The sequence below is a fragment of the Aeromonas cavernicola genome, assembly GCF_002795305.1.
GTDB classification, from domain to species: Bacteria; Pseudomonadota; Gammaproteobacteria; order Enterobacterales; family Aeromonadaceae; genus Aeromonas; species Aeromonas cavernicola.
Map to the genome: position 1 here is coordinate 16606 of NZ_PGGC01000038.1, position 13556 is coordinate 30161.

At 54.1% G+C, this 13556-nt stretch carries 12 protein-coding genes and 1 tRNA gene; 6 read left to right on the forward strand and 7 right to left on the reverse strand.

From position 1 onward, the window contains the following. Positions 1-49 precede the first annotated feature (49 nt). On the reverse strand, positions 50-634 hold the full coding sequence (gene sodB, locus CUC53_RS04330; RefSeq protein ID WP_100293017.1) for a superoxide dismutase [Fe]: 585 nt from the start codon (positions 632-634) through the stop codon (positions 50-52). A 287-nt stretch (positions 635-921) separates the two neighbouring features. On the opposite strand from sodB, the gene CUC53_RS04335 reads away from it, so the two are divergent. Further along, entirely contained in the window at positions 922-1266 is a 345-nt protein-coding gene (locus CUC53_RS04335; protein ID WP_100293018.1) for a Grx4 family monothiol glutaredoxin, read from the forward strand. Between the two features lie 308 nt (positions 1267-1574). On the opposite strand, the gene CUC53_RS04340 is transcribed toward CUC53_RS04335, so the two are convergent. Further along, positions 1575-2000 (reverse strand): LPP20 family lipoprotein, encoded by a 426-nt coding sequence (locus CUC53_RS04340; protein ID WP_100293019.1) that lies wholly within the window; start codon positions 1998-2000, stop codon positions 1575-1577. A 9-nt stretch (positions 2001-2009) separates the two neighbouring features. Further along, the gene (locus tag CUC53_RS04345; RefSeq protein ID WP_100293020.1) at positions 2010-2630 is read right to left on the reverse strand and encodes a FlgO family outer membrane protein; all 621 of its coding nucleotides are present in this window, start codon (positions 2628-2630) and stop codon (positions 2010-2012) included. 213 nt (positions 2631-2843) lie between these two features. Here CUC53_RS04345 and CUC53_RS04350 point away from each other — a divergent pair, with 213 nt between their 5' ends. The 3 genes from CUC53_RS04350 (at position 2844) to gltX (ending at position 5824) form a co-directional block, all read left to right on the forward strand. Continuing rightward, positions 2844-3995 carry a flagella assembly protein FlgT gene (locus CUC53_RS04350; RefSeq protein WP_100293021.1) on the forward strand — a complete coding sequence of 384 codons (1152 nt, stop codon included), beginning with the start codon at positions 2844-2846 and terminating at the stop codon, positions 3993-3995. 47 nt (positions 3996-4042) lie between these two features. Further along, a tRNA-Arg gene (locus tag CUC53_RS04355) sits at positions 4043-4119 on the forward strand. Positions 4120-4408: 289 nt separating this feature from the next. Then, the gene (gene gltX, locus CUC53_RS04360) at positions 4409-5824 is read left to right on the forward strand and encodes a glutamate--tRNA ligase (protein WP_100293022.1); all 1416 of its coding nucleotides are present in this window, start codon (positions 4409-4411) and stop codon (positions 5822-5824) included. 138 nt (positions 5825-5962) lie between these two features. Here gltX and CUC53_RS04365 read toward each other — a convergent pair whose 3' ends face one another. From CUC53_RS04365 to CUC53_RS04380, 4 genes are all read right to left on the reverse strand, one after another. Next, complete coding sequence (locus tag CUC53_RS04365; protein WP_100293023.1) at positions 5963-7306, reverse strand: NCS2 family permease; 1344 nt, start codon at positions 7304-7306, stop codon at positions 5963-5965. A gap of 263 nt (positions 7307-7569) precedes the next feature. Next, positions 7570-7908 carry a hypothetical protein gene (locus CUC53_RS04370; protein WP_100293024.1) on the reverse strand — a complete coding sequence of 113 codons (339 nt, stop codon included), beginning with the start codon at positions 7906-7908 and terminating at the stop codon, positions 7570-7572. 94 nt (positions 7909-8002) lie between these two features. Further along, a complete protein-coding gene (gene ettA / locus CUC53_RS04375) occupies positions 8003-9670 on the reverse strand; it encodes an energy-dependent translational throttle protein EttA (RefSeq protein ID WP_100293025.1) in 1668 nt (555 codons plus the stop codon). A 262-nt stretch (positions 9671-9932) separates the two neighbouring features. Then, positions 9933-10889: a LysR family transcriptional regulator gene (locus CUC53_RS04380; RefSeq protein WP_100293026.1), complete on the reverse strand. Its 957-nt coding sequence runs from the start codon at positions 10887-10889 to the stop codon at positions 9933-9935. A 360-nt stretch (positions 10890-11249) separates the two neighbouring features. Between CUC53_RS04380 and xapA the strand changes: the two genes are divergently transcribed. Together xapA and CUC53_RS04390 are read left to right on the forward strand one after the other, a co-directional pair. Next, positions 11250-12077, forward strand: coding sequence for a xanthosine phosphorylase (gene xapA / locus CUC53_RS04385; RefSeq protein ID WP_100293027.1), 828 nt, complete (start codon positions 11250-11252; stop codon positions 12075-12077). A 19-nt stretch (positions 12078-12096) separates the two neighbouring features. Continuing rightward, positions 12097-13359, forward strand: coding sequence for a NupC/NupG family nucleoside CNT transporter (locus tag CUC53_RS04390; RefSeq protein WP_100293028.1), 1263 nt, complete (start codon positions 12097-12099; stop codon positions 13357-13359). The last annotated feature ends 197 nt before the right edge of the window (positions 13360-13556 follow it).

The window sequence follows — 13556 nt, forward strand, 5'->3', positions numbered from 1 at the left end:
GCTGTTTCATTGATTGCAAAACCTAAGTTATGAATCGTGATAACTGTTATCAGGACGCCAAATTCTTAGCGACAAAATCCCAATTAACCAATGCCCAGAATGTTTCCATATACTTCGGACGCAAGTTACGGAAGTCGATGTAATAGGCATGCTCCCACAGATCAACGGTCAGCAGCGGAGTTGTCCCTGTTTCGGTCAATGGGCAACCTGCGTTGGAGGTATTTACAATCGCTAAGGAACCGTCAGCCTTCTTTACCAGCCAAGTCCAGCTAGAGCCAAAGTTGCCAATGGCGGATTTAGTAAATGCATCTTTGAATTCGGCAAAAGAACCAAACGCTTTATTGATCGCATCCGCTACAGTGCCGGTCGGTTCAGCGCCACCGTTCGGAGAGAGGCAGTGCCAGTAGAAGGTATGGTTCCAGATCTGAGCTGCGTTATTGAAAATGCCGCCAGTGGATGTTCTGACAATCTCTTCTAAGGATTTACCCTCAAACTCAGTACCGGGCACCAGATTATTGAGGTTAACCACGTAGGTGTTGTGGTGCTTACCATGATGGTATTCCAGCGTCTCTTGGGAAATGTGTGGTTCCAAAGCATTGATTGCATAGGGCAGAGCGGGAAGTTCAAAAGCCATTTTTCTACTCTCCATTGGCTGGGCCGTGCGAGCGCGACAGTTGCAAGACATTGCGTGTTCTTTTCTATCTTGAAAAGAAATGTTTTTAAATTGATAGGGTTATCTCCCCCAACGCAATGGATTGTAGCAGCATAAAAGATGTGCTAACAACTCTAGATTCGCGCCATGATCCGGATCAAATTAGCCCCTGATCGTGGGATGGATATAGCCTAATGGCCTTTTTGTGAGTTTGTGGTCCGCTAAGATTGCAGTAGAATGGATGCAACCATCGCTCCAGTGAGGCAATTATGGAAACCATCGAAAAAATTAAGCAACAATTGGCTGACAATCCAATCATCCTCTTTATGAAAGGGTCCCCCAAGCTGCCAAGTTGTGGCTTTTCTGCCCAAGCCTCTCAAGCTTTGATGTCCTGTGGTGAACCATTCGCTTATGTTGACATCCTACAGAATCCAGACATTCGTGCTGAGTTACCAAAGTTTGCGAACTGGCCTACTTTCCCTCAACTATGGGTTGAAGGTGAGTTGATTGGTGGCTGTGACATTATGATTGAGATGTTTCAAGCGGGTGAGCTACAGGCATTAATTAAAGAGACGGCAGCAAAATACAAGCAAGATAAGACAGATATAGAATAACAGCAAACTTCAGGCGGTATGAATACAACATATTTATACCGCTATCAGATTAAGGTTCGATCCAATTCCGTAGTGCTGGATGAAATAATCCTCTGGGGCTTTAAACACACCCTGAAAATTCACGCCATTAGTAGTTCAAGATCTAGCTAAGCACCAACAACAATCGCTCATTCCAGAGTTTTTTCGATAATATAACGGGAAATCGCAGGTTGCTGGGGAAACATTAAGTTATATATGTTACTGCCGAAAATTTAGATAATAAGTGCAACGCTCGCTCATGTTTCAAACATCAGCCTCTAACGACTATATCAAAACTGTCCAGCCATAAGCTGATTAATATTGTAAAGTGCTCGTGTATCGAGTTCCATTTCTGTTGCATAAGTGTTTCCCCGTGGATAGGAAGCAATGACTCTTGCACCCCGTACCATTCCAGCTACCGACACATCCAATGAATTCGAGGTTTGAGTCAAATCTCGGTAGCTACTCAGCCCTCTCACCTGCTGACCATTTAATTGCTCCGCTAACTCGCGATAAGCATCCATTTTAGAAGCGCGTATAGCTTGCAACATCTTCTCTGCCTGAGAAGGTCCAGGTTGAATATCAATTACCGCATATCCCACCGCTTTGAGTACAGGGAAATCATCTGGTTCCCCGCCTTGGGCGTAATCAAGTACTCGATTCATACTGCAACCATTGAGCACTAGTACCAGCAGGAAACCAAACAGCATCTTCATGATGTCATCCTATGGAGTTAAGTTCACTAAATGACCGCCAATGCGAGAATCACTTCCCCGCATCAGATAACCACGATTAACCGAAGCCCGACCAAAAGAGTTATTTTTACCATTTAAATATTGTTGTGGAATCAAACTCTGAGCTGATGTTTCTACCATTTTAGTTCTCAGATCAATAATCCTAGCATTGACTAGTATGCCTTGTTGATTACGGCTAAATGTTCCCACTAAAATGCGCGAAATCGGCAGACGAGACGAAAGTTCCTTGTAATTGCGGCTCAACACGAAATCCCCTTGGGGAGTTACTTTGATGCTACCAGTTAACTTGAAGTCGACCACCACTTCTCCGCGACGATTAAGCTCATAAATAAAGCTCTCTTCAATCTGCTGTCCCATCCAATTAGTGTCTTGCAATGTATCAAGATCAACAAAGGAGGCGACAGCGATCGGCTCGGTAATCGTGGTAAGGGATTTACGCTCCATCAATTGATCAGCCATACGGGCAACTAACCAATTTAGTTCCATGCCTTGTGCCGCTTGGCGTGGATCGCCCTGTTCTCGATCAATAGGGTCGGAGCTACACCCCATGAGCACTAGAGTTAGAGTGAATGCAGTGATGAATTTACGCATGGATACTTGTTCCTGTATCTGTTCCTAATTGGTTATCGGTCAACATTAAAAAAGCTTGAGTTGGCAAAAAGGCACAGTTCTTGCTGAATTCATTGAAATAACTTTTCACGAGTCTACTCCGCCCTGCGGATAGACATTTGTTGAAATACATATTGGTAAATATGGCCTTTAACTTAGAGTGAGCACATTCTGTGCCTATTCAGGATATCTGTTATGAAATTACTGCTATTAACGTTGCTACTAGCCAGTATTGGTGTTCATGCCGAACTTATTGAAGCACAGGGTAGTGCCGCAATTCTGGCGGGAGATGAAAACTACGCGCGTGAACAAGCTACTCGCGACGCATTACGTCAGGCTTTGTTAGCTAGCGGTGCGTCGGTATCTAGTATTCAACGTTTGGAAAATGGCAGCCTTCGATCAGAACAGATCCAGATCCGGTCTGGTGGCGATATTCGCCAATATAACTTAAAGCGAGAAGAAGTACGCAACGGCCGTATGTACATTACTGTGATGGCCGACATCCAAGCTGAGCGGCAGATCTGCCAAAACCAGCATTACGCCAAGGATTTGACGCTCGTCCGACTACGGATGCGCTACCCTGACCAAGCCAGTTACGGCGCCCTTGATGACCTTCCCATTAATTTATCGCGTCGTATATTCGAGACTTTAGCTGATGAGCCTCAAGGGGTTGCAGTACGTCAGTGGCTAGATGAAAACCTGCGTATAGACCCCCTCCATATGCAACAAGGTGACCGCAGCGCTCTTGAAGAGATCAAAGCCCTTAGTTTACGAACCGACAGTCAGTATTTGGTGCTTGGTAGCATCGACGATCTCTCCATTGAGCCTCAGGAAAATCAATTAACCCAATGGTTAGAGGATCCTGTACGGAATTTTCGAATGCAGCTCTATTTATTCGATGGCATTAACGGCACGCTGATCAGCCGTAAAGTATACGAAGGGCGTGCAGTTTGGACATTTAATAAACGCGATAGAATTGGTAGCGAGAGTAGTCAATTCTGGCAATCTAGCTATGGTCAGGAAGTTAGCTATCAGCTGCAGCAGGCAACTCAAGACTTAGTGGCTCAGCTCACCTGTGCTGCCGTTACTGCACGCGTAGTGGGCCAGAACGAACGCGGCCTCCACATCAATCTTGGTCGACGTAACGGCGTCAAACTAGGGGATCAGTTCCGCATCCAACACAATGCCGATTTTATCGATCCCTATGGTAAGTCACGGATGATGCGTAGCCCAGCAGATGGCCTCTTCGAAGTCGTACAGGTTTTCGATGATGGTGCGATTATCAGTAGCCAGAACAAATATCCACCATTTAATGTCCAAAATGGGGATTTAGCAGTATTAGAATAAAATCAACAGTTTAAAAGGGAGAGGGTTCTTGTATAATCAATGCCTACGCTCCCGTAGCTCAGTAGGATAGAGCGGTCCCCTCCTAAGGGACAGGTCACTGGTTCGACTCCAGTCGGGAGCACCATATCAAACAAAGGGTTGGCATCATTGGGTGCTAACCCTTTTTTTTTGCTCTGACGTACTCACTCAATGGGGGGCGCGTAGTCCGCCAGGCGCGGCGCTTGGCAAATGTGTCTTGATTCGTGCGATTCCGAAGGACGCTGCTTGCAACCGTTGCGACGCAGTTGGTGGCTTCATCCACTGTCACGCGGTGAGAGGTGACCGCAGGGTTTTCCCAACTGTGATGGTCGGTGCTAAAATGCCCTCTTTTCTAACGTACAGGCCTAAGGCCCTCTCCTACACAAGGCTTAAAGATGAAAGTCAAAACCCGTTTTGCTCCCAGCCCGACCGGCTTTTTGCATGTCGGCGGTGCCCGTACCGCACTCTATTCTTGGTTGTTTGCAAAGAACCAGGGCGGTGAGTTTGTGTTGCGTATCGAGGATACCGATCTGGAACGTTCCACTCAGGAGGCTATCGACGCCATCATTGAGGGCATGGAATGGCTAGAGCTGAACTGGGATGAGGGTCCTTACTACCAGACCAAGCGCTTTGACCGCTACAATGCGCTGATCGACGAGATGCTGGCCGATGGCCGCGCCTACAAGTGCTATTGCTCCAAAGAGCGGCTCGAAGCGCTGCGCGAAGGCCAGATGGCCAACGGTGAGAAGCCCCGCTATGACGGCACGTGCCGGGATGGTGCCCACGACCACCCGGCCGATGCCCCGCATGTCATTCGCTTCCGCAACCCGACGACAGGTTCCGTGGTGTTCGACGACCACGTGCGTGGCCGCATCGAGTTCGCTAACACTGAGCTTGACGATCTGATCATCCGCCGCACCGACGGCGCGCCGACCTACAACTTCTGCGTGGTGGTCGATGACTGGGATATGGCGATCACCCACGTGGTGCGTGGCGAAGACCACATCAACAACACCCCGCGCCAGATCAACATCTACAAGGCGTTGAACGCGCCGGTACCGGAGTTTGCCCACGTCTCCATGATCCTGGGTGACGACGGCGCCAAGCTCTCCAAGCGCCACGGTGCCGTTTCTGTGATGCAGTACCGCGACGACGGCTACCTGCCGGAAGCGCTGCTGAACTATCTGGTACGTCTGGGCTGGTCCCACGGCGATCAGGAGATCTTCAGCCTCGACGAGATGATCAAGCTGTTCAGCCTGGATGCTATCTCCAAGTCCGCCTCGGCGTTTAACACCGACAAGCTGCTGTGGCTGAACAACCACTACATGCGCAGTCTGGATCCGACTTATGTAGCCAAGCATCTGGTATGGCACATGGCAAACCAGCAGATCGACACCAGCAATGGCCCGGCGCTGGCTGATGTGGTCACCCTGCTGGCCGAGCGTTGCAATACGTTGGTGGAAATGGCAGCCCAGAGCTGCTATCTGTTCGAAGATTTTGAGAATATCGACGAAGCGGCCGCCAAGAAGCATCTGCGTGGCGTGGCTGCCGAGCCGCTCACCCTGGCCAAGGCCAAACTGGTGGCACTGGATAGCTGGACTACCGACGCGCTGCACGAGCTGATTGAAGCGACCGCCGCTGAGCTGGGTCAGGGCATGGGCAAGGTCGGCATGCCGCTGCGCGTTGCCGTTACTGGTCTCGGTCAGTCCCCCGGCATCGATGCCGTGATGGCGCTGGTGGGCAAGGAGCGGGTACTGGCGCGCATCGACCGTGCGCTGGCGTATATCGAAGCCCGCATGGCTGCCGAGTAAATACTGCCACATCTGTAATAGCAGCAATCCGAAACCATTGGTTTCGGATTTTTTATGGCCATTCTGCAGGCCGGATAGCCAATCGGGGATAAAAAAATGCCAGTCAGCTGACTGGCATTTTTGTTGGCAAAGCCGGACTTAGTGGCTATCGACCCAGACGAACTTGAGCACAAACAGCAGGGCCACCACCAGCACGCAGGGATTGATCTCGCGCCAGCGGCCGGTACCCGCCTTCATCACGCAGTAGGAGATAAAGCCGACGGCGATCCCCTCGGTGATGGAAAAGCTGAACGGCATCATCACCGCAGTCATAAAGGCGGGGACTGCTTCGGTGAGATCTTCCCACTCCACTCGGGTCAACTCGGAGCACATCAATACCCCTACGTAGATGAGGGCGCCAGCGGCAGCATAAGCTGGCACCATGGCGGCGATGGGGGAGAAGAAGATAGCCAATAAAAACAACAGGCCGACTACGATAGCGGTGAGACCGGTACGACCGCCGACCGAGACGCCCGAGCAGCTTTCGATATAGGCAGTGACCGAGGAGGTGCCCATAAAGGCGCCGCCCACGGAGCTGACACTATCGACCACCAGCGCCTGCTTCATGCGCGGAAAGTGGCCTTTGTCATCGGTCAGCTTAGCGCGGCTGGTAACGCCAATCAGGGTGCCGGAAGAGTCGAATAGATTGACCAGCATAAAGGAGAAGATAATGCCCGCCAGGCTGATATCGAACGAGCCCATCAGGTCTAGCTGGCCAAATACGGGGGCGATGCTTGGTGGTGTCGAGACAAAGCCCTTAAAGGTCACGTCACCAAACAGCCAGCCTAGGGTGGTGGTGACCACGATGGCGATCAGTACCGCCGAGTGGATACCACGGGCGGCACAGATACAGATCAGGAAAAACCCGAGTAACCCCAGCAAGCAAGGCAGCGACGTGAGGTTGCCCACCGTCACCATGGTGGCCGGGCTGGCGACGACGATCCCCGCATTATGCAGGCCAAGTAACGCGATTAGCAGTCCGATCCCAGCGGTGATGCCGACTCGCAATGCGAGGGGGATATTAGCGATCAGCCAGTAACGTACCCGCAGCAGGGTGAGGATCAACAGACCCAAGGCACCCCAGAAGATGGTGCCCATACCCACTTGCCAGGAGTAGCCCATGCCAGCCACGACCACGAAGGCGAAGAAGGCGTTGAGGCCCATGGCAGGGGCTAAGGCAATAGGCAGATTGGTCATCACCCCCATCAGGATACTGCCGATACCGGCGATAAGGCAGGTGGTGACAAACACCGCTTGGGTGTCCATGCCCGCAGCAGAGAGGATCTGCGGGTTGACGAACACGATGTAAACCATGGTGAGAAAGGTAGTGAGGCCGGCGATCACCTCGGTACGGGCCGTGGTGCCGTGGCTGCGCAGGGCAAACAGCCGCTCGAGCACTCCTTGCCCACTGGCCTGGGTATTGGCCTGATGTGGTTGATTCATATTGGATTCCAGTAGGTGACGTGACATAGGTGTCAGCCGAGTAAGCCCACTAAATAGGCGTGCAATCCCATTTGCGGCTCTGCATCAGTGGGCTCAGCTTGTTTGCGGTGACATCGGGCGTATTTTCCCACAGCCATGCCGCTTTACAAACCCCGAGAGGCTAAAGCATGACAAGGAAGGGAGACGATAAACAGTTAACCGCTGCTCATCGTGGCTATCCAGTGGGGCTGACGAGGGGGAGGGGGCCTCTGCTAAGCTGCCCGTCACGGTAACGTTTTGAAATAACGCTCCACTAACTGAGCGAGGATCGAATCGAGCTGGTCTTGTAGCTCGTCCCACTCCCAGCCTACATGACGCAAGAACAGGCTAGTTTGTTCGTCGCTGAGTCTGCGCTCATCAATGAAGCACTCTTGCTCTGGTAACTGTTTGTCGTAGCGGGGGGTGAGTTCCCAGTTCACTAACTCGGGGGCAACGGTGGCAAACATCTTGGCGGCCACTGCACAGAAGGTTTCGATGTGGTCTATACCATTGGGGCCGAGGCAGCTGGGTTCGATACGAAGTTTGATGGTGAGTTTATTTTCTGGGCTGGGCCGAGTCGTCATTTTGTTACATCCATGAAGAAAGCACTCCCTTCGATACTATGTCAAAAGAAATAGAAAGGGGAGCTGATGCCCCCCTTGTCATGCGCTTTTCCGCTTATTTTGTGATGCGTTTATACTTGGCGCGGTGCGGTTGGACCGCATCGGCACCATATGTCTTCTTCTTCCACTCTTCGTACTCGGTGAAGTTGCCCTCGAAGAAGGCAATCTTGCCTTCGTCCTGATAATCCAAGATGTGAGTAGCGATTCGATCGAGGAACCATCGGTCGTGGGAGATGACCATGGCACAGCCCGGGAACTCCAGCAGGGCGTTCTCAAGGGCGCGCAGGGTTTCGATATCCAGATCGTTGGTCGGTTCATCCAGCAGCAGCACGTTGCCGCCGGTTTGCAGCAGCTTGGCCAAGTGGAGACGACCACGCTCACCACCGGAGAGCTCGCCCACCCGCTTCTGCTGGTCGGAACCCTTGAAGTTGAAGCGGCCGATATAGGCCCGGCTCGGGAACTCGTAGTTACCGATGCGCAGAATATCCTGACCGTCGGCGACCTCTTCAAACACCGTCTTCTTGTCATTCATGCTGTCACGGAACTGATCAACCGAGGCCAGCACTACGGTGTCACCCAAGGTGATGGTGCCGGAATCGGGCTGCTCCTGACCTGACATCATCCGGAACAGGGTCGACTTACCGGCACCGTTCGGGCCGATGATGCCGACGATAGCGCCCTTCGGAATGGCAAACGACAGATCGTCGATTAGCTGGCGATCCCCATAGGATTTACAGAGGTTGGCCACTTCCAGCACCTTGTCGCCGAGGCGTGGTCCGGGCGGAATGAACAGCTCATTGGTTTCGTTGCGCTTTTGGTAGTCGTTGGTGTTGAGCTCTTCGAAGCGAGCCATCCGGGCCTTGGACTTGGCCTGACGGCCTTTCGGGTTCTGGCGAACCCACTCCAGCTCTTTCTCGATGGACTTGCGACGGGCTGCTTCGGAACTGGCTTCCTGCGCCAGACGGGCATCCTTCTGCTCCAGCCAAGAGGAGTAGTTGCCTTCCCACGGGATCCCCTCGCCGCGGTCCAGCTCCAAAATCCAACCGGCGACGTTGTCGAGGAAGTAACGGTCGTGGGTGATGGCCACAACAGTGCCTTCGTAGTCGTGTAGGAAGCGCTCCAGCCAAGCCACGGACTCCGCATCCAGGTGGTTGGTCGGTTCGTCCAGCAGCAGCATGTCCGGCTTTTCCAGCAGCAGGCGGCACAGTGCTACGCGGCGGCGCTCACCCCCAGAGAGGTGCTTGATCTGGGCATCCCAAGCTGGCAGGCGCAGGGCATCGGCCGCGCGCTCCAGCTGGTTCTCCATGTTGTGGCCACCTTGGGCTTGAATGATCGCTTCCAGCTCGCCCTGCTCCTTGGCCAGCTTGTCAAAGTCGGCATCAGGATCGGCGTAGGCCGCGTAAACCTCATCGAGGCGGGCCATGGCACGCTTGACCTCACCGACTGCCTCTTCAACCGCTTCACGGACGGTCTGCTCTGGCTCCAGCTTCGGCTCTTGGGGCAGGTAGCCGATCTTGATGCCGGGTTGTGGGCGGGCTTCCCCTTCGATCTCGGTATCGATACCCGCCATGATCCGCAGTAGGGTGGATTTACCCGCACCGTTCAGACCCAAGACGCCGATCTTGGCGCCTGGGAAGAACGAGAGGGAGATGTTCTTGAGGATATGACGCTTGGGCGGCACGACCTTGCCAACCCTGTTCATGGTGTAAATAAATTGAGCCATCGGCTAATTCTCTTTAATTTACAGTTGGTTATGTTTTTATTCTGACTTTTTGGGGCATTTTCACAAAAAACGCGCCCCTGATTCTATCCCAAACCTAGTGGAGTTAGTCACGATCGTTGTCAGGTATCCCGCAACTGCGGTTAAACGAGCGGTGGGGGCTGGCCCACTGACATGGTGATTGCCGCACGATAGCGATACGGCGGGCTCCATGGCGGCAACGGGGTCATTCAGCCCATCGCTAGCATCGCTCATGACTGATTGGCTATGGCTCTGGTGAACTGCTCAGTGAGGGAGGCGCTAGGTTCATCTGTTCGTTCATGGTGTCGATGAAGTGGCGGATGGCGATGGCGGGCTGCGCCGCAACGGGCGGGGCGTATAGCACGCAGAGATCGGCAGGCAGCGCTTGCTCAAGCCGGATAAATCGCACGTGGGGCCACTTTTGTCGGCCATAGCTGGCAGGGACCAGCGCCACTTGCAAACTGGTGGCGACCACCGCCATTAAGGTGTTGGGCTCGATCACCTCTTGATTAAGCTGAGGGTAGAACCCCTCGACCAGACAGGCGTTGATGATGAAGTCGGTGGAGGCCGAGTTCGTGCGGTTCATCAGGACGAAACGCTCGCTTGCCAGCTCTGCTAAGGCAACCCGTTTACGATCCCGCAATGGATGTTCATCCGAGACAACCAATACCATGGGTTCGCGATAGATGCGCTCGGCCAGCAGTGGATGAATATTGATGGTGTCGGCAAAACGGGCCAGACCGATGTCGATCTCGTTACTGGCTAACGCCTGTTTCTGTTTCTCTGGCGATAGCTCGGTAAAGATGATCTCGTACTCGGGATGCCGCCGATGGCACTGGCGGATCACCTCGCCAAACCCTGCCCAGAAGATCGAGCTCACCAGCCCGATGCGGATCTGGTTACGTTCCATCCTGCCTGCTTGCATGACCTTGTTTAAGCCACTCTCCAGCACATCGAGTAGCACAGTGCACTCATCTTGTAGCAAACGTCCGCTGGGGGTCAGGCTCACTTGGCGGGTGTGGCGCTCAAACAGGGCGACGCCCAAGATGGTTTCCAGCTCCTTGATCTGAGCGCTCAGGGGGGATTTGGAGACATTCAGTTGCTCGGCCGCTCGGCTGAAATGGCCGTGCTGAGCCACCGCGTGGAAGTAGCGCAGCATTTTTAGGGTAACCCGGTCACGCCAGTGGTGATCTTGCGCCATGACATTCTCCTGGTGGGTGGATGTAAAAAGATGAGATCGCCGTCAAACATTCCACCAGTGCTAACGAGCGCAGCCCTATTGCTGCTAGGGGTAGAATGCGATCTGGCTCACAGTGGGGGTGCTTGATTAGCATCGCACTGACTACCATGGGCTCGCCCATGAGCAGTGATTGCCTGCGGCCACGGTGCAATCAGCGTCGATAGCAGGGGATCGGGGCTGATTGGCTCGCACTAGGCGGGCTAACGCTGGCTAGATTGTGCTGTTAATCAGGATAAAAAGACCGATTTTAGCGATTTTTTCTCCTCAATACCTCTCCTAAAGTGGTGCCTCATTCCTATTTACTCTGTCAGAGGTGCCACCATGCAACAGGATCCAGTCATCAACGCCGTCGCTACTATTCTTGCCCGCAAGCCGGGGTTCGCCCCCCGTGCCGCCATGATCCTAGGCTCTGGCCTTGGGGTATTGGCCGACACCCTAGAGGAAAAAGTCACCATCCCTTATGAGGAGCTGGACGGTTTTCCAGTCAGCACGGTGGCGGGCCACAGCGGTGAGTTGGTGCTTGGTAAGCTGCACGGGGTCGATGTGGTCTGCATGAAGGGGCGCGGCCACTACTACGAGCACCAAACCATGAAGGTGATGACCACCCCAGTGCGTACCTTCAAGCGCCTTGGCTGTGAGCTGCTGCTGGTAACCAATGCGGCGGGCTCCCTGCGCCCTGAGCGGATTGGGGTCGGGTCATTGGTCATTTTTAACGATCACATCAACACCATGCCGGGCACGCCGCTGACCGGTGCCAATGATGAGGCCTACGGCCCACGTTTCTTCAGTCTGGCCAATGCCTATGACAAGGATCTTCGCAGTGAGGCGCTGGCGGTGGCCGAGGGGCTGGGAATCGCGGTCAATCAGGGGGTGTTTGTCTCCTACAGCGGCCCCTGTTTCGAGACCGCAGCTGAGATTCGGATGATGCAGATCATCGGTGGCGACGTGGTCGGTATGTCGGTGGTGCCCGAGGTGATCAGCGCGGCTCACTGTGGTCTGCCGGTGCTGGCGGTGTGCGCCATTACCAACATGGCAGAGGGGCTTGGCGACGTGCAGCTCTCCCACGAGCAGACCCTCAAGTGCGCCAAGTTGGCAGAAGCGGACTTTATCCGCCTGATCAACGCCTTTATCCAGCGCCATTTTCAGTAGTCCCTGACCTGGAGGTCATATGTTTGCAGCAGGTTTTCTTGGCATCCTGGTGTTGATCCTTATCGCTGTGCTTGCCTCTACTAACCGCCGAGCGATACGCCTGCGGACCGTGGGGTTGGCGCTGGCGTTGCAGATGATCATCGGCGCCTTAGTGCTCTATGTGCCGCTCGGACGGCGAGCGCTGGAAGGGATGGCCCATGGGGTGGAGGCGGTGCTGGCCAGCGGTAAGGCCGGTATCCATTTCTTGTTTGGCAATCTGGTCAACTTCTCGGTCGATGGCATCGGTTTTGTGTTTGCCCTCAATGTGTTGCCACTGGTGGTGTTCTTTTCGGCGCTGATTGCGGTGCTCTACTACCTCGGCATCATGCAGGCGGTGATCCGGGTCATCGGGGGGGCGATGGCTCGGCTGCTGGGGATCTCCCAGACCGAGTCTATGTCGGCGGTGGCCAACGTGTTTGTCGGTCAAAGTGAGGCGCCGCTGGTGGTGAAGCCCTACATGGCGAAGATGAGCGATTCGGAGTTTTTTGCCGTGATGTGCGGCGGCATGGCCTCGGTCTCCGGCACGGTATTGGCGGGATATGCGTTGATGGGGGTCGATATGCAGTACCTGCTGGCAGCCTCGTTCATGGCGGCCCCCGGCGGTATTCTGTTTGCCAAGCTGATCATCCCCGAGACGACTCAGCCGGACTACGTGTTCGATAACAGCATCCAGTTTGACGGCAAAAAGCCGGAAAACGTGCTGGCGGCGGCGGGTGAGGGGGCCAGCAGTGGACTCAAGTTGGCGGCGGCTATCGGCGCCATGCTGATCGCCATGATCGGGCTGGTAGCGTTGGTGAATACCCTGCTCGGTGGGGTGGGTGATCTGTTTGGCATCACCCTTTCGCTGGAGCTTATCTTGGGCTGGATCTTCTCCCCTATCGCCTTCTTGCTGGGAGTACCTGCTGCTGATATTGGCATTGCGGGCGCCATGATTGGCAAGAAGCTGGTGGTCAATGAGTTTGTGGCCTACAAGGATCTCTCGCCCTACCTCAAGGATGCCGCCACCTTGACGGCGGCAGGGTTGCAGGTGCTGGAGGAGAAATCCAAGGTGATCATCAGTTTTGCCTTGTGTGGCTTTGCTAATTTGGCCTCCATGGGCATTTTGATCGGTGGTTTGGGTACCTTGTGCCCCTCTCGCACCGACTTTATTGCCCGCCACGGTCTGCGCACTGTGCTGGCCGCAACCTGCTCCAACCTGATGAGCGCCGCCATTGCTGGGATCTTCTTCTCGCTGGCGCAGTGACCTTGTATCCCTTTGTGACACGGGGCGCCCAGGCGCCCCTTCTTTATGACCAATTTGGAGTTGTTATGTCCTCTTCTGACCTAAAACAGGCCGCTTTGCGGGCCATTAGCCTGATGGATCTCACCAGCCTCAATAGTGATGATCACGATCAGCGGATCATCGCCCTGTGCCAGCAGGCGCAGACCGTGGCGGGCAAT